General features: G+C 69.0%; 16 protein-coding genes and 5 pseudogenes. 6 read left to right on the forward strand and 15 right to left on the reverse strand.

The genetic code is table 11. The features are described from left to right. Nucleotides 1-16 precede the first annotated feature (16 nt). From ACIHCL_RS35495 to ACIHCL_RS35535, 9 genes and pseudogenes are all read right to left on the reverse strand, one after another. A complete protein-coding gene (locus ACIHCL_RS35495) occupies nucleotides 17-373 on the reverse strand; it encodes a tyrosine-type recombinase/integrase (RefSeq protein WP_399868597.1) in 357 nt (118 codons plus the stop codon). After that, nucleotides 280-1,092, reverse strand: a complete 813-nt coding sequence (locus tag ACIHCL_RS35500) for a tyrosine-type recombinase/integrase (protein WP_399868571.1) — start codon at nucleotides 1,090-1,092, stop codon at nucleotides 280-282. Before ACIHCL_RS35500 ends, ACIHCL_RS35495 begins: the two co-directional genes overlap by 94 nt. Nucleotides 1,093-1,211: 119 nt before the next feature. Then, nucleotides 1,212-1,604: an AAA family ATPase gene (locus tag ACIHCL_RS35505; protein ID WP_399868573.1), complete on the reverse strand. Its 393-nt coding sequence runs from the start codon at nucleotides 1,602-1,604 to the stop codon at nucleotides 1,212-1,214. Further along, nucleotides 1,604-2,203 (reverse strand): Mu transposase C-terminal domain-containing protein, encoded by a 600-nt coding sequence (locus ACIHCL_RS35510; RefSeq protein WP_399868574.1) that lies wholly within the window; start codon nucleotides 2,201-2,203, stop codon nucleotides 1,604-1,606. The genes ACIHCL_RS35505 and ACIHCL_RS35510 overlap by 1 nt, the downstream gene beginning before the upstream one ends. A 39-nt stretch (nucleotides 2,204-2,242) precedes the next feature. Then, nucleotides 2,243-3,868: a Mu transposase C-terminal domain-containing protein gene (locus ACIHCL_RS35515; protein ID WP_399868576.1), complete on the reverse strand. Its 1,626-nt coding sequence runs from the start codon at nucleotides 3,866-3,868 to the stop codon at nucleotides 2,243-2,245. Next, nucleotides 3,865-4,002 carry a hypothetical protein gene (locus ACIHCL_RS35520; RefSeq protein WP_399868578.1) on the reverse strand — a complete coding sequence of 46 codons (138 nt, stop codon included), beginning with the start codon at nucleotides 4,000-4,002 and terminating at the stop codon, nucleotides 3,865-3,867. The genes ACIHCL_RS35515 and ACIHCL_RS35520 overlap by 4 nt, the downstream gene beginning before the upstream one ends. Nucleotides 4,003-4,393: 391 nt before the next feature. Next, the gene (locus tag ACIHCL_RS35525; RefSeq protein WP_399868579.1) at nucleotides 4,394-5,077 is read right to left on the reverse strand and encodes a hypothetical protein; all 684 of its coding nucleotides are present in this window, start codon (nucleotides 5,075-5,077) and stop codon (nucleotides 4,394-4,396) included. Further along, nucleotides 5,064-5,708, reverse strand: a complete 645-nt coding sequence (locus tag ACIHCL_RS35530) for a TetR/AcrR family transcriptional regulator (protein WP_399868581.1) — start codon at nucleotides 5,706-5,708, stop codon at nucleotides 5,064-5,066. Before ACIHCL_RS35530 ends, ACIHCL_RS35525 begins: the two co-directional genes overlap by 14 nt. Nucleotides 5,709-5,786: 78 nt before the next feature. Then, nucleotides 5,787-6,692 (reverse strand): annotated as a pseudogene (locus tag ACIHCL_RS35535) (IS5 family transposase). Nucleotides 6,693-7,331: 639 nt separating this feature from the next. Here ACIHCL_RS35535 and ACIHCL_RS35540 point away from each other — a divergent pair. Together ACIHCL_RS35540 and ACIHCL_RS35545 are read left to right on the forward strand one after the other, a co-directional pair. Then, nucleotides 7,332-7,421 (forward strand): annotated as a pseudogene (locus ACIHCL_RS35540) (alpha/beta hydrolase); the annotation flags it as partial. A gap of 165 nt (nucleotides 7,422-7,586) precedes the next feature. Then, a pseudogene (locus ACIHCL_RS35545) lies at nucleotides 7,587-7,736 on the forward strand (alpha/beta hydrolase); the annotation flags it as partial. Here the strand turns inward: ACIHCL_RS35545 and ACIHCL_RS35550 are convergent. Beyond that, nucleotides 7,728-8,315, reverse strand: a pseudogene (locus ACIHCL_RS35550) (helix-turn-helix domain-containing protein); the annotation flags it as partial. The pseudogenes ACIHCL_RS35545 and ACIHCL_RS35550 overlap by 9 nt on opposite strands. Nucleotides 8,316-8,437: 122 nt before the next feature. Between ACIHCL_RS35550 and ACIHCL_RS35555 the strand changes: the two are divergent. Together ACIHCL_RS35555 and ACIHCL_RS35560 are read left to right on the forward strand one after the other, a co-directional pair. Beyond that, entirely contained in the window at nucleotides 8,438-8,701 is a 264-nt protein-coding gene (locus tag ACIHCL_RS35555; protein ID WP_399868583.1) for a type II toxin-antitoxin system Phd/YefM family antitoxin, read from the forward strand. Beyond that, nucleotides 8,698-8,943, forward strand: coding sequence for a type II toxin-antitoxin system RelE/ParE family toxin (locus ACIHCL_RS35560; RefSeq protein WP_399868586.1), 246 nt, complete (start codon nucleotides 8,698-8,700; stop codon nucleotides 8,941-8,943). Before ACIHCL_RS35555 ends, ACIHCL_RS35560 begins: the two co-directional genes overlap by 4 nt. 606 nt (nucleotides 8,944-9,549) lie before the next feature. Here the strand turns inward: ACIHCL_RS35560 and ACIHCL_RS35565 are convergent. The 4 genes from ACIHCL_RS35565 to ACIHCL_RS35580 all read right to left on the reverse strand — a co-directional run bounded on the left by ACIHCL_RS35565 (nucleotide 9,550) and on the right by ACIHCL_RS35580 (nucleotide 13,357). Next, complete coding sequence (locus ACIHCL_RS35565; RefSeq protein ID WP_399868588.1) at nucleotides 9,550-10,476, reverse strand: recombinase family protein; 927 nt, start codon at nucleotides 10,474-10,476, stop codon at nucleotides 9,550-9,552. A 238-nt stretch (nucleotides 10,477-10,714) separates the two neighbouring features. Further along, nucleotides 10,715-11,593: an ABC transporter substrate-binding protein gene (locus tag ACIHCL_RS35570; protein WP_399868590.1), complete on the reverse strand. Its 879-nt coding sequence runs from the start codon at nucleotides 11,591-11,593 to the stop codon at nucleotides 10,715-10,717. Between the two features lie 104 nt (nucleotides 11,594-11,697). After that, nucleotides 11,698-12,453 (reverse strand): SDR family NAD(P)-dependent oxidoreductase, encoded by a 756-nt coding sequence (locus ACIHCL_RS35575; protein WP_399868591.1) that lies wholly within the window; start codon nucleotides 12,451-12,453, stop codon nucleotides 11,698-11,700. A gap of 433 nt (nucleotides 12,454-12,886) precedes the next feature. Continuing rightward, nucleotides 12,887-13,357 carry a VOC family protein gene (locus tag ACIHCL_RS35580; protein ID WP_399868593.1) on the reverse strand — a complete coding sequence of 157 codons (471 nt, stop codon included), beginning with the start codon at nucleotides 13,355-13,357 and terminating at the stop codon, nucleotides 12,887-12,889. Between the two features lie 170 nt (nucleotides 13,358-13,527). On the opposite strand from ACIHCL_RS35580, the gene ACIHCL_RS35585 reads away from it, so the two are divergent. Further along, entirely contained in the window at nucleotides 13,528-13,749 is a 222-nt protein-coding gene (locus tag ACIHCL_RS35585; RefSeq protein WP_399868594.1) for a hypothetical protein, read from the forward strand. A 59-nt stretch (nucleotides 13,750-13,808) separates the two neighbouring features. Here ACIHCL_RS35585 and ACIHCL_RS35590 read toward each other — a convergent pair whose 3' ends face one another. Continuing rightward, complete coding sequence (locus ACIHCL_RS35590) at nucleotides 13,809-14,225, reverse strand: hypothetical protein (RefSeq protein ID WP_399868596.1); 417 nt, start codon at nucleotides 14,223-14,225, stop codon at nucleotides 13,809-13,811. A 67-nt stretch (nucleotides 14,226-14,292) separates the two neighbouring features. Between ACIHCL_RS35590 and ACIHCL_RS35595 the strand changes: the two are divergent. Next, nucleotides 14,293-14,469, forward strand: a pseudogene (locus ACIHCL_RS35595) (SAM-dependent methyltransferase); the annotation flags it as partial. Nucleotides 14,470-14,623: the final 154 nt, after the last annotated feature.

A 14,623-nucleotide genomic window follows, 5' to 3' on the forward strand; every position in this document is an offset into this window, starting at 1 on the left:
GTGTCCTGCCCTGGGGTCAGCCGGCCAGGCTAGTGACGGCGGTCGACGTGGCGCGGCGCCAGGCGTCTTCGACGAAGGTGAGCGAGGGCCGCACGTAGGCCATCGTCGAGGCGATGTGCCAGTGACCGAGGAGCTGCTGGACGGCGAGCAGGTCCATGCCCTTCTCGTAGTGGTGGGTCGCGCAGGCCCGGCGCAGATCGTGCGGGGTGAACCGGTCGTCTGCGGGGCGGCCTTCCAGGTCCAGGAGGTGGGAGAGGCGGTCGCGTACGGTGTCCGGCTTCAGCGGATGGCCGTGGGCGTTGCAGAACAGCGGGGCGGTGTCGGGGAAGAAGCGGTGTCGGGGAAGAAGGGGCGTACGTCTCCCAGGTACCAGGCGAGGATCTGGTCCAGTCCATCGAGCATGGGTGCCCATCTCGGGCGGGGTCCCGAGGTGTTGGCCGCCTTGCCGAATCGGACGTGGAGCTTGCCTGTCGGGCCGAGTGCGGGATGGACGTCGCATTGGTCGAAGCGAATGGCTTCGCTCACTCTGGGAGCGGAGTGGTAGAGGGTGCGCAGCAGTGCGTAGTCCCTTGCCGCGGCCGGGTAGTCGGACGTGGTGGTCAGGCGCTGGCGGGCGAAGGCGAAGAATGCGGTGAGGCGCTCGGCGGTGGGCGGCAGGGTGCGCGGGGTGTCGTCGAGGACATGGCGCAGCCGGTTGAACCGGTCCAGCGGGTTGGCCACCGGGGTGCCGTACAGGGTGCGGATCTCGGTGGCGTAGCGGGCCTGGATGAAGGTGTGGAACGTGCGGAGCATCTGCAGGTACTGGCGTCTGGTCCCCGCCGCCCGCCCCGCCACCACCAGGGAGTGGAGCATCGCGTCCACGTCGGCCGGCTCGATCTGCCACACCGGCCGGTCATAGTGGTCCAGCACCCGTTCCAGCAGCGACGTGTAGCAGCCGATCGTGGTGGGAGCGAAGCCTCTCGCTGTCCATGTCGAGGCGAATGCCTGCACGCAGCGGGTCTGGAACGCCCACACATCGGGTACCTGCCCGGCCTCGGGAGCAGGGCCGCAGAGCCCGCCCTCGACCAGCCGAAGAAACGGCTTCCCCGCCACACTCCACCACCAACCAGCAATGACTCTTGGTTAAGGCGGCACCTGAACAACCCCTGTGCCACCGAATCCATCAACGAGACAGCTGCAGAAAAGCAACCCCCACCTCACGAATAACCCGGTCATCCACACCACGGCACAGGCAGACGCTGCGCCTCGTCCACCAGGAAGGTACGAGGACGTTCGGCCAGAGCGGTCTTCAGCAGACGGTCGAACTCGCTGGGATGACGCGGCGGCTCGCCGGCCAGGTCGAGGGCCGTGAACAATTCGTAGCGCACCGCACGGGCGGTGGGCCGAGCCCGGAAGGTGACCCGGCGGACGTCCTCGCCAGGTTCGAGCTCGCGCAGGCACGTGTTGACGGCGAGGGTCTTGCCGAAGCCGGCCCCGCCGTGGATACACATCATGGCGCGGGCGGCGACGGTGTCGGTGATGTTCTCCCGGGCGGTGAGCAGGGCGCGGGTGGTAACCACGGAGGCGTCGGGCAGGTCGACGTACTGGAAGGTGGCCGCGGTCATCAGACGCCTCCGTCTTCGTCGGTGGTGGGACGTACGGCCCGACCGTCGCGGCAGTCCGGGACGGTTTCTTCATCGCTGCCGGACGGGAGCGGGACGGACTGGCCTGACGCGGTCAGCGCGGCCAGGGAAGCAGGAGTGCGCCACCCGGCCGGAGGCGCGGCCGGCGGGATGAGGTCCGGCAGCGCCAGCCTCGACAGGTCCGCCGTCTTCTCCTCGGCCAGTTCCTGGCCCGCCTCCTGTGCGGTGAGAGCCTTCAACCTCTCGGGGCGGCCTGGCCGGGTCTGGGATCCGTAGCGTTCCTGCTGGGTGGCTGCCAGGTCTTTGCGCAGGCGGCGGCCGCGTGCCGCCCGGGCGGCACGGACCGCGCTGATCTGCTCCGAGTTCGCTTGGCCGGTGACTTCGGCAGGGCCCAGGTAGCGGCCGGTGGATGGGTCGAACACCTCGATACGGTGATCGTGATGCGGCATGAACCGTACGCGCACCCTCTCACCGGCCTGTCCTGTCATCCAGGCGCCCACGTAGTCGCGGTTCCGGAAGGAGATCCCCTTGGTGGAGAGCACCCGGATACGGCCGTCGTCCTCCAGGGTGAACGTCCACAACTCGTCCGCGCCGATCTCGCGCAGTGGCGGTGGGGGTGGTCATGCGTCCTCCGAAGACGGACCGGCAGGGGCGGGGGCGGCGGCCTGGCCCGGGCGTACCCAGCCGGCCGGAAGCGGAGTCAGGGGCGAGTAAGGCTCCGCACGTCGGCGGGGCGGCGCGGGCGGGGCGGCGCCTTCCAGTTCGGCGCGTGCCTCCTGTTCCGTCATGCGGATGGCGCTGACGGGAAGTTCGGGCTGGGTGGAGGGCAGGTGACGTTCCCGCCTGCGTTCGGCGGAGCGTTTCAGGGCCTGGCGCAGGACCGCGCTGTGCTCGTCGCGGTCGTTGAGGACCTTCTCGCGCATCTCCTCGCTGACCTCGTTACTGAGGAAAGCCCGGCCGAGGTAGCGGTTGCCACGGAAGGTGTAGAGGTCGATCTCATGGTCGTGGTGGGGCATCCACCGCAGGCGCAGTTCCAGACCGATGCGTCCCACGCCCTTCTCGGGCATGTAGTAGCGGTTGTTGAACTCCACCCCATGACTGGTGATCTTGTGGACCCTGTTGTCGCTCTCCAGCATGAAAGCGCGCAGTTCTTCCGGGCTGGGCTCAGGCCGGATCTCAGCAGGGTCGCTCAGCCACGCTTCAAGCGGCGTCATCCCGGTGCGTTCAAGGACATGCTGGGTGTTGCGCTCCTCAACCCACTGGCGCAGCAGGTCCACGAACGCCTCGAAAGTCAGCGGCGGGTCCTGGTCGCCGACGCGGCAACAGTGGTCGAGCAGGGGTGCTTTGGCATAGCGGGGCAGGTCCGCGAAGAACCGGGTCATGCTGGTGCGGTTCAGCCGCTCGATCCCGCCCTTATGACGGGCGCTGCGCACCTTGTGCATCGGCACACCGAGCAGGCCGAAGGTCCGCCGGACGGTCCTGGACAGGAAATCGGAGCCGCCGTCGACGCGTACGAGATGCGGCCGTCCACCTGCGGGCCCATAGGGGGCTTCACGCAACACGGAGGCGCGGACGGCTGCCAGAACCGAACCGCGGTGCGCGGAGCCAGCGGTGACCGCCCAGCCCATCACATAGCCGGTACCGCGGTCCTCGAACCACGTCACCCACACCCTCGACAGGTTCTTGTCAGGCATCATCACGACGGTCGGAGCCTGCTTGTGATCCCCCTCCCACACCTCATTGCGGGCCACCGCGGGCCGCTGGAAGGCGGGATCGAAACCACGGGCGGCCGGGATCCCCTTCCGCAGACCGGCCATGAAACCGGGGTCGAGGTCACGGGCGATGGCATCGTGCAACGTCGTCAGCCCCACCGGGTCCTGACCCGCCGCCAACGCCTCACGTACCAGGTTTTCGTGAGCACGTTTGACGTTGCCCCGGTAGTCAGCGAGAACGTCGATGATCTCTTCGGTGATCCGAAAACGCCTGCGCTCGGGTTTCTCCGGCGAGCCGGTCTCCTCGGCCGCGGCAAGCCAGCGCCACACCTGCCGCACGCTCACACCCACCGAACCGGCAACCAGCCGCACATGAGCGGTCGTCAACTCCCCCGCCCCACACAACCGCAGCAGCCCGGCCACAGCAACAGGCCGCAACTCATCCTTGTGCTGGTTGAGGAAGTCGCGGAACTCGGCGTCCATCGGGCCCCGTTGCGGGGCAAGCTCGTGGCTCTCGTGGGGGCCGCCGGTCACAGTGCCCCCTTGCGGGCGGGCGGGTGGGACGGCCGGGGGCACGCGGTGCGGTAGGACGCGCGAGCCTGCGAGGCGGTCATCTGGTAGGCGCCGGGTTGTGCCAGCGGCGTGTACCAGGCCTTGGAAAGCCTCACGGACTCCTCCTCTTCTTCCAGTTCGGGACCCGGCGTGCGCCGTTGCGCGCCGGGGGCTTGTTGCACCCCATACACCGATCAGGCGCCCCCTCGGAGTTAGGTGGGAGGCACACGTTCACTCATGTTGTGTGATCAACCAGTTACTGAAAGGCATCTGACCTGGGCATCTACTCACGCGTCGTGATGCATCTCACACGCTCTGTAGGTGTAAGTCGGGGCCGACAGCACCGCCCAGGCGAGGCGGGACACCGGCGGCGTCACCGACCTGATGGCGGCCCCGAGATGAAGCCCGGCAAGCAGACAGCGAAGAAGACCCCGGCGAAGAAGGCGACGAGCGGGCGGAAGCTCAAGGGCACCTAGCTAATCCGCTGGTTGACCGCCAGCGGGCGCCTCACACCTTGCGGTATTGCTGGGCCTTGCCCCGGTCCCGCACGCTGATGCCGAGCGTGCGCAGCTCGTCGCGCGCCTCGTCGGCGGCACCGGTCCGGTCGTCGGCGAGCGCCCGCTGCCGCGTCCGCAGCAACGTGTGGGCACGCTCGTCGAGGCCCGGCCCGTTGTCGACCCAGGCGGTGTAATCCGCCTCGTGCGGGTCGGCGGTGCCACGCCAGGGATACCTGTGCTGCTCGAACGCGGACGACAGACGCCCCACGAGGCCACTGTCCACCCGGGTGCGGACGTGCTCCCGGCCGTCGGTATCGCGCAGCACCAGCTCACGGCCGTCGGTGAACACCTCGGCGATCCGGGCCCGTTCGACGTGGCGGCCGCCGGTGGCGTCGTGGACGACGATGCTGTCGGCGCCCACCTCGATCACGGGATTCTCCTTGCGCCAGGTGCCCGCCACCCACGCCCCGGCCACACCGCCGCAGAGCGTCAGCACCGGCACGGCCCACACGAGCGGCAGCGCGGCCGCCAGCCGGAGCGGGCCCGGCGCGCTGTCGAAGAGGCTGATCATCCAGTCGGCGAGCGGGCCCACGGCGAACGCGGCGCCGAGGCCGAGCGTGGCCCCGCCCAGGATGACGGCCCACAGCCACGCCTCGGGCAGGTGCACGGTGACGGGGGGCTCACGCTTGGCCATCGGTGTTCTCACTCTCTCGCTCCGTCCTCTTGGGCTCTCGGTCCGTCCCCGCGGGCGCCAGGTAGCGCGCGACGGTGCGGCGCAGCGTGGGGAGCGGGGAGTGGTCGGGGCGAGCGCCCAGGTACGTGGCGTCCACCAGGTTCTCCAGCCAGGCGGCGGCCTCGGCAGGGTCGAGCTCCGGGTCGACGGTACCTGCCTCGATTCCGCGCGCGAGGAGCCCCGCCAGCCCGTCGCACACCACCCGGGACGTGCGGCCGACGACTTCGAGGAGCTCGGCGTCGTGCTGGACACGCCGCAGCAGCTCGACGACCATGCCCGAAGCGCTCGGGTCCTCGGCCTCCGCGGCCAGCTCGGTCACAACGGCGAGGACGGCGGCGAGGGGGTCGTCGGTCCCCTCGTGACGGGCGATGAGCGCCTCCGCGCGCGGAAGGTCCTGCTCAAAGACCGCGCGGAAGAGGGTCTGTTTGTCGGCGAAGTAGTAGAAGACGCTGCCTGAGCTGAGCCCGGCGGCCGACGCGATCTGCGCGACCGTCGTCCACTCGAATCCCTGCGCCCCGAAGAGGCGGCCCGCCTCGGCGACAATTGCCTCCCGCCGCCGCGCATGCCGCACTGGGTCGGCCGTTCGTGGCATCCCGCACCCCCTATTCATTAACTGACTAGTCAATCAAAGAATAGTGCACGCCTCAGAGCCTGTCGGGTGGCCGGTTGATCACGCTGCGATCAGGTCCTCGACGGTCGTGGAGCGGACTGTCTTGCGACTGTCGTCATGACTCCAGCGCGATGGCTGCCCCGTGAGACGGACGAGCATCAGCCGGATCATCGCCACCTTGACCATCGCTTCCGAGGTGGCGGTGAGCCGTTCGTAGTCGCGGGCCAGGCGGCGGTTGCGGACCAGCCAGCCGAACGTCCGCTCCACGACCCAGCGGCGGGGCAGCACCTTGAAACCCTTGACGTCATCGGTCCGCTTCACGATCTCCACGACGATGTTCAGCCTGGCTCAGGCCCAGGAAAGCAGCCTGGAATCAACGGAGTTGGCGTATCCGCCGTCGGCCCAGACCAGTGAGACCGTGCGGAAGCCATCGGCAAGCCGGGTCAGGACCGCGCGCCCGCCGGCGCGGTCCTGGACGGAAGCCGAGGTGACCGCGACGACCAGCAGGAGTCCCATCGTGTCCACGATCACGTGCCTCTTGCGGCCCGCTGTTCGCTTTCCGGCATCGAAGCCCCGCGCCTCTCCGCCCTCACTGCTCTTGATCGACTGGGCGTCGATCACCGCGGCTGACGGCTCGGGATCCCGCCCCGCTTCCTCCCGCACCCGTCGACGCAGCACATCGTGGATGCGGTCCCAGGTGCCGTCCCGGCGCCACTTGGTGAACCAGCGATGGGCCGCGTCGAAAGGCATCAGGTCGTGCGGGAGCATCCGCCACTGGCATCCGGACCGCAGCAGCACGTAGAAGATCGAGTCGAGGACCAGCCGGTCTCCGTACTTGCGCACGCCACCGCCTTTGCGAAGGTCACGGACGGGAAGCAGGGGTCGGATGACATCCCACATCGCGTCTGTCAGGCTGGACGGACAGCATGAGCTGCTGACGGCCCTGGAGTTGTCGCACTGGCACACACCACGTGATCATTCCGGGGCTTTCGCCATGCCCAGCACCTTCAGGCACCGATCACATACCGCTTACGATCAGCCACCCGACAGGCTCTCAGCCACCACCGTCCCCGGCGGAGGCCCTGAAGGTCTCCGGTCCACCTCAAGTGGCGTTCGATTTAGATAGTCCGCCGCTTGCGCCCTCAACAAGACACCGTCCGGGCGGAGCTGTCCGACCTGTTCTGACAGCGTCCAGCCATTCTTCTTCTCCAAAGGGGCGATCAGCCCCTGAAGGTAGTCCAGAGCCCGCTCACGCGGCTCGGACCTGCCGAAACGGTGGGCGAACCGGCCATGCAGTCCGGCTCGACGGTCCCCGGGCCGGCCTTCCCTCCGCGGTCTGGAGGGTCGTAGCCCTCGCCGCGACATCCGCCGGGGATGTCGGCATCACCTACGCGCCTCCTGGCCACGTCTGATGTAGGGGCGACGGAGGGCCCGGCCAGATGGCCGGGCCCTCCTGCAGTTCCTCGTCAGGAAGCCGGGGGCGGACAGAGCCGCGTAGGGGGCACAGACGACCGATTCCGCCCCCACGATCCATTCGGCCGGTTGTGGCGGGTGAATCAGCACCCCGCCCACGGTGGGCACGCAGCGCGTGCCCGGAGGCAGGTGCTCCTGCACGCCAACATGGGCGGGCACACCGGCGTCCCGCAGTTCGAGCTCGACGCCGGGGCCCGGTTCTTCGCCCGGCACCTGAAGTAGCACGGATGGGGGGCTCAGAGAGGCCTGGGCTTCTGCTGGCCGAGGGCTCAGAAAATGAAGCTAGGGGCGGAAACGGTCGAAGCCTGCGGCCATGCCACGGCCTTCGAGGCCGCCGTCCTGGAAGTACGTCTCCTTGAGCGCTTCGGCGGCGATCTCCTGGAGCTGCTGGTCGGGCTGCCCGAGATCGGAGGCCCGGTCGGATACGAGGGGGGAGTGATCTCCATCGGCGTCCGGCTGGCGATGGTCGAGCCGCGCATCTCGGCCGCCGGCTTCTTCGCCGGGAGTTTCGTGCCTCGCTCCATGTTCGAGGAGGCCGCCGGTGCAGTACGCCAGCACCTTCCCGTCCTCGACGTCGACGACCGCGAGCGGCCCGTTCTCGAACCGCGGGTTGGTGCCGCCCGCCGGGGTTTCGGCCGGGGCGGCCTTCCGTGCGCCTGGACGGCGCGACGTCGACGGCCTGGTGGTGCGCGCCGGGCGGGTCGCGGCGGGCGGAGTAGCGGTGACAGGAGATGGGGCAGAGGTGTTCTCGGTTGCAGTCATGACCGCAGCCTCGGGCGCCTGGGCGGTGGACAGAGTCGGCTCGTCCACCGGGGCGGGCGCGGCGGTGAACGTGGCGGGCGCCGCGGCGTCCTGGGCGGGCGCGGGCGCGCCGACGGCGGGGCAGAGCTTCGCGAGCCCGTCCAGCAGCCGGGCGTAGGCGTCGCGTTCCGGCGGGCGGGGCTCGGTCTTGCCGGACTCCCAGCCGCTGACCGTGGCCCGGCGCACCTTCAGCGCGCCTGCTACCTCGTCGATCGTCAGGCCGTGCGCGGCACGCAGCCGCTTGCGCTCCGCTGGCGGCGGCAGTGTGGCGCGGGACGCGAGCAATGCGTCGACCGCGTCGAACAACTCGGACATGGAACACCTCCTGGCTGACGCCCTACCCCATGGAACGCGCAAAGTGCGTACGTTTACCGTACGTATCGCGTACGAATTCCGTTCAATGGTAGGAATGTGCACACTTCCGTAAGGTGGTGTGCATGACGACGGAGAGCACCTACTCGATCGTGGAAGCCCGCGCCCGGCTGGGCGCCATCGCGCGCGAGGTCAGCGCCACCCGGGAACCGGCCGCCATTACCGACCACGGCCAGACCATCGCGATACTGGTCAGCCCCGCCGACGCCCTCGAACTCCAGGAACTGCGGGCCCTGGCCGCCTACCGCGCGCGCCAGGAACGCGGCGAGAGCGCCGGCGTTCCGCACGATGAGGCGTACCGACGCGTCTTCGGCGGAGTCGAGGCGTGAGCTACGAGGTCATCTGGGAACCCGAGGCGCTCGCCCAGGCGGAGCAGTTCGCCAAGGACGACCCCGCCGGAGTCCGGCAGGTGTTCACCGCCGTCGACCGCCTCGCCGAGGAACCGCGCCCCGAGGGCGCGTTCGGCAGCACCGACGTCCTGCGCATCCACGTCGGCCGCTACCGCGTGATGTACGAGATCAGCGACAGCCAGGTCCGCGTCAGCGTCATCCACCTCGGACGCCTGCGCTGAACGACACAGCGAAGGGGCGGCCGCCCGGGAGGCCGCCCCTTCGCCCTGTCTGCGCGGCGCTGGAGGAGGGAGCCGAGACGTACTTGCGCAGCGCCGCCACTCGCAAAGGCACCCACCCCGAGATCGCCGCCATGCTGCGCACCGTGATCCAGGAGTGGGACGAGCAGCACAGCACCGCCGGTGCCCCGCAGACCGCAGGCTGAAACCGCTCAACTGGGCTCCTGCGTGAGACGGAAGACAAGTCCAGTCACGACCCCGTTGCGTGGCTGGGACCGGTGCAATGCTGTGACGGCGGTAATCCTCTTGCCCCCAGGCGGAGGCCCTCACTCGGGCCCGCCCGTGCGCTGCCACGTGGGCGGGGCCGCGCCGTCCCTCCCAGCCTCCCCACGGGAGGGCTGACGCGAGCCGCGACCTGAGCTTACGACCGGTTCCAGTCGTCCTTGTGCAGCCCCTCTTTGAGGATGGACTTGTTCATCTGCCGGACCACGGTGAATGGCCGTCCAGCCCGCCGGCCGTGTACTTCGGCCTCATCGACGGTGAGCTGGAACAAGTCCCGTAGGTCGGCCTCGGGGAACATCGGTACAGCCGTTAACGCTAAGCCGGTGATCATGGCCCGGCCGGTGTGAGCGCGTTGACGCGGTTCTCGTACTCGCGGCGGGCCTTGCGCTGCGCCGGGACCGCTGGAACGCCGTGGCCGCCGTCGAGCGGCTGGCAGCGGGCGAGGAGTCCGAGGTGCACGGCGGGGACGGCGCTGACGCGCAGGGTGTAGCCCTGGCCGCGCCGCACGGTCACCCCTTGGTCGAGCGCGGCCCGCTCGACGTCGTCCAGCTCGGCGGCGCGGAGGAAGTCGGCGACCTTGCCCGGCATGTCGAGGGTGACCGGCAGCTCCGGCGCCGGGGAGTCCTCCTCGATGGCGGCGTGGTCGGGCAGGAGGTCGGCGACAGCGTTACGGATGGCGCCGCGGCTGACGTCGTGGTCGCGGGCGAGGGCGGCGATGGACCGGCCTTCCAGGTAGGCGGTGCGCACGGCGTCGGTCTTGCCGGCCGGGACGGCGGGGCGACGCCCACCCTTGTTGCCCTTCGCCTCCGCGGCCCGCAGCCCGTCGTACGTCAACTCGCGCTGGAGGTCGCGTTGGAGTTCGCCGGCAGCGGCGAGCGTCTGCACCATGAACTTCACGGTAGACAGCAGCTCGCCGGTGCGCGGGTGGCGGGCAGTGAGGTCCATCGCGGAGAACGCACCGTCGTGGATGCGCAGGGCGAGACGGTCGCGGTGGAGGACGTCGAGCACGTCGAGGATGTGGCCGGTGCCGCGGACGAGGCGGAACATCTCGGAGATATGCACGGTGTCGCCCGGCCGCGCGTAGGTGAGCAGTTCGCGGAACTTCGGCCGCTGGAGTGGGTGGAGGCGGCTGGAGGTCCCCGGGTCCTCCTCGAAGACGACCGGGTCCTCGATCCCGGCCTCGTCCAGGACGAGGTTCTGCCGGGCGGTCGACTGCTGGTCGGTCGAGACCCGCTTGTAGACCAGGTTCGCCACTCGGGGCCCCTTCCGTACGGAGGATCGGACCCTATCTGTCGTCAAACCCTGTCAGCAATCACCATCGGATCTGATTGGATTCGGGCCGCCGCGGACCCCCGGATTGCACGGGTTCATTGGACGCGTCGGCCGCCTGTCGTCAAACGATCGTTTGACGACAGGCGGCGAGAAACTGTCCGGCCGGCCCCCGGCGGCACCCCCGGCAGGTGTGCTAGAGGCATCCCTTGGAATTGATCATCTAGGCTGTGGTGGTTGCAGTGCGGTAGACCTCAGCTGCCGTGATGGTGGCGGGGACACCGAGTTCGGCGGCGACCGCGGTGATCGCGCTGTCGCCGATAGCGAGGTCGGTTTGGCCGTCGGTGGTGAAGTACGGTGCGATGAACCTCTCGTAATGGGCTCGGACTTCATCCTCGGTCTGTCCGCCGAGGAACGTCCGCATGTGCCGCACCGTGGTGTCGAGGTCGTCGTGGATCACCTGCAGGGCGCGCCGGTGGGCTCGTACGACGGCCTGGACCGCGGGGTCGTCCGGTGGGATGTAGGTGGGGTCGACGGCCACGCCCACGGTGGGGATCTGGAAGTGGTCGCCGACCCAGCCCAGCACCTGCCAGCCGTGCTCGGCGGCCACCGCCTCCGGTGCCATGGTGCTGCCGACGTAGGCGGCGTCGATGCTGCCGTCGCGCAGCCCTCGCAGGTCCAGGCCGTAGTCGCCGGGAGAGCGGATGATGGTCTTGATGTCGCGGTCCGGGTCGAGGCCGGCCTTGCGCAGCACGATCCTGGCGAAGCACCCGGGTGCGGTGTGGGGGGCGTGTATCGCCAGCCGTCGGCCGGCCAGGTCGGCCAGGGAGGTCAGGCCGGGGCGGGCGAGGAACCAGAACAGCGGGTGGTGGGTGTTGACATGGAGTGCGGCCCACGGGGTGCCGTCGGTCAGCCGGGACAGCAGTGCCCGGCCGAGCCCGATGATGGCGCAGCGGCGCAGCCGCTCAACGTCCCAGGAGCAGCCGTCGCGCAGCGCTACGTGGACGCCCTCGTCGGCGTAGAAGTCCTCCTGGTCGGCAATGTAGGCGACCAGTTCCTCGTGCAGGCCCCGCCCGACATAGGCGAGATCGATCGTATACATGAAGCTCTTCCTTGATCATGTCATCGCCGCGCCATCCCGCGTGGGCGCGGCACGGAGCGGCGTATGGTGCTGAGGTGGCGGTGCGGCGGATACCGGTCGGACTGTCAGTCCATCGACATTCCGCCGTTGACCGCGGCCGTCGTGCCGGTCATGAAGGCGTTGTCCTCGCCGGCGTAGAAGGCGACCGCTTGAGCGACATCGGCCGGGCGTGCCAGGCGGCCCATGGGGGTGAGGGCCACCTGCCGCTGCTTGATCTCCTCGTCGAGCGCGGACCCCATGCGGGTTTCCTCCACCGGGCCGGCTGCGACGATGTTGACCGTGATGCCCTGCGGGCCCAGTTCCTGGGCGAGGTAGCGGGCGAACTGCTCCAAGGCGGCCTTGGCCGCGCCCAGCGCGATCATGCCCGCCCGAGGCCGGCGGCTGAGGCCGGTGCTGATGTAGATGATGCGTCCCCAGCCCTGTTCGGTCATCGCGGGCAGGACGGCCTTGGTGACCGCGAACGCCGCATACATCTCGGCGTCGATTTTGCCGCCCAGTTCTTCCCACGTCATGTCCTGGAACGACTTGACCGCATACGGGATCAGCGCGTTGTGCACGAGGACGTCGATGCCGTCCCACGCCGTCTGGATCTGTTCGACCATGCTCGCGACGGCCGCTGCCTCGCGGACGTCGGCCTGCACGGCCATGGCTTGTCCGCCTGCGGCCTCGATGCCGGCCACGACCTCGTCGGCCGCCTTGGTGTTGCGGAGGTAGTTGACCACCACGCGCATCCCTCGCGCGGCAAGGAGACCCGCGGTGGCCGCACCAATTCCGCTGCTGGCACCTGTCACCAATGCCACTCTGCCGGTTGCCCCAGTCATGGGTCCACCTCCTGCTCGTCATCGCGGGCCGTCGGAATGACCGCCGGGATTGTTCGTCGTCGGTGCCGAAATGTGCCGGGCGGATCGCCTCGTAGAGCACGGTGTCGACGGTCGCCCGCAACAAATCGGCCGCGGTCCAGTCCAGTTCGCGCAGCAACTGCGAGGCCCTGCCGTCGTCGTGGCCGCTCGGCGCACGACAACGCCGCGGGGGTGGCCCTGCTCGACCAGGCAGCGGATCGGTGTGGGAACCGCCCGCCGAGCCCGCGGGCACCTCCACCCCACTCTAAATTCGAAGACCCGGTCTGGGACGGCGAGCGCAACCTGCTGACCGGCAACGGACCGCAGTCCGTCGACGCGCAGGCCGCCCGGCTCGCCGAGATCGTCCGCGACTCGCGCAGTCAAGGTAGCGGGGCGCGGCCCGGGATCTCGGAGCTCACTCGGAATCGCCGGTGCGGGAACTCGGAGGCCAGTGAGCCGGTGTCCAGTCTCCCTCCGGGTCGGTGGTCTGGCCGACTTCGATCAGATGGCCGTCAGGGTCGCGGATGTAGCAGCGGATCTCGTACGCGTGTTGTTTCGGCGGCGTCAGGAACTGGGCACCTCGGGCGCTCCACTCCTCGTACAAGGGGTAGATGTCCTTGACGCGGATATTGAGGAAACTGCTGACCCGGCCCAAATCGCGCGGCGCCTCCAGGGTGACCGAGGGCTTGTCGTCCGTCGGGCCTCCGCCGACGTTGATGATGATCCAGCTGTTGGCCAGTGCGACATAGGTCAGGCCTCCAGGGCCGGAGTAGGCCAGCCGGCCGCCGAGCACTTCGGTGTAGAAGCGTCGAGAGCGTTCGACATCGTCCGAGACGATGAAGTGGGCCAGCACAATTCCCTCTGGCGGTGGCGGGAGATCGGCCATCTGGTGCCTCCACTTGTCGGTCTCATGCTCCGTTGATGATGTGCATTGACGGTAGGTTCCCCCTTCGAAGTGGCCGGCAATTGCACCGGCTCGCCCTCCTAGAAGATTCGCGGGCAGCTGTACACGGATGGCTCGCCGCTGCGGTCCGGCTGTCGCCTCCGGCCGCGAAGGTGCTCGATGCACTGCCCGAGCACGCGGAGCAGATGGGCTGGGACGTCATGGACGCCGCGGCCGGGAACTCCTGGGGCTTCCCGCAGTGGGATGCCGACGATCCGGAGGGCGAGGACGTGCGGATCGCGTCCGTCGGCCACCTGTCGGTCGTCTTCTTCGCCAACCGCGTGCTGCGGCATCTGTCCGTACTGGACATCGTCTGGCTCGGAAGCCGCCCGTGAAACGCCCTGACCCCGGCATTGCAGCTGCCGGGGTCAGGGCTTTCCAGTGTCGCAGAGGGTCAGTGGGGGCAGTGCGTGCAGGCGGTGCCGGTGAACGCATGGTCCGCTGCGGCGACGTCGCGGCCGGTGAGATGCGCGGACGCGTCCAGCGAGGCAGACAACGGACGACCGGTGCTGGGCTGGTAGGGCTTGTCGGTGATGAGGTACTGGTCAGCTGCCGCGGCGTACGCTCCTGGCTTCTTCCGGTAGAGATCGTCTGCTCGGCTGGCACGGCGCCACCGTGACTCGTCACCTCCCCACTTCTCCTCGGCCTCCGCCGCACTCATGCGGGCTGCTTCACCGATGACCTCCCAACTGGTCCCCCGGACCCGCTCGGCGATCACTGCATCTGTCACGAACGTGCCCTCCACGGATCTCTCCGCGCGCACCGCCTGGCGCACGTAGTCACCGCTCTGCGCCAGGTCCTCGCTCACCATCTGCGCGAACCCTCCGTAGCATGCCGCGCGGCGTTCGGCGGCCCTCACCATCGTGATCCTGGCGAGCTGGACCTACGTCTTCGCGGCAGACGGACAGGTCATGACCTCGGACTCCACACTGCGTTTTCGAGGGCGAGCAGAGGTCGAGACGGACCTAGCCGCCCACGGTTACGTGGTGGAAGACGTTCGCGATGCGCCTGACCGGCCAGGCAAAGAGTTCGTCTTCCTCGCACAACGCTCCTGACTCAGTGATCCACGCCACTCAAACTCCGATGGCACACACTCAAAGTTCGATGGCACAGAAGTGCGCCACGAGGCGCGATGCAATCGAGTGGAGGTGAAAGGCCACCACCTCCGGGCCGTCGCAGCGGCCTGGTGAAGCTGGGGGCAGCCTGATC

Origin of the sequence: Streptomyces sp. NPDC052042 (genome assembly GCF_044548345.1) — a bacterium.
Taxonomy (GTDB): Bacteria; Actinomycetota; Actinomycetes; order Streptomycetales; family Streptomycetaceae; genus Streptomyces.

Excerpts from the sequence above, each read along its gene's own strand:
- ACIHCL_RS35570 (WP_399868590.1), bottom strand. The coding sequence starts at position 11,593 with ATGTATACGATCGATCTCGCCTATGTCGGGCGGGGCCTGCACGAGGAA.
- ACIHCL_RS35530 (WP_399868581.1), bottom strand. The coding sequence starts at position 5,708 with ATGCCACGAACGGCCGACCCAGTGCGGCATGCGCGGCGGCGGGAGGCA.
- ACIHCL_RS35575 (WP_399868591.1), bottom strand. The coding sequence starts at position 12,453 with ATGACTGGGGCAACCGGCAGAGTGGCATTGGTGACAGGTGCCAGCAGC.
- ACIHCL_RS35590 (WP_399868596.1), bottom strand. The coding sequence starts at position 14,225 with ATGGTGAGCGAGGACCTGGCGCAGAGCGGTGACTACGTGCGCCAGGCG.
- ACIHCL_RS35580 (WP_399868593.1), bottom strand. The coding sequence starts at position 13,357 with ATGGCCGATCTCCCGCCACCGCCAGAGGGAATTGTGCTGGCCCACTTC.
- ACIHCL_RS35525 (WP_399868579.1), bottom strand. The coding sequence starts at position 5,077 with ATGGCCAAGCGTGAGCCCCCCGTCACCGTGCACCTGCCCGAGGCGTGG.
- ACIHCL_RS35505 (WP_399868573.1), bottom strand. The coding sequence starts at position 1,604 with ATGACCGCGGCCACCTTCCAGTACGTCGACCTGCCCGACGCCTCCGTG.
- ACIHCL_RS35555 (WP_399868583.1), top strand. The coding sequence starts at position 8,438 with ATGACGACGGAGAGCACCTACTCGATCGTGGAAGCCCGCGCCCGGCTG.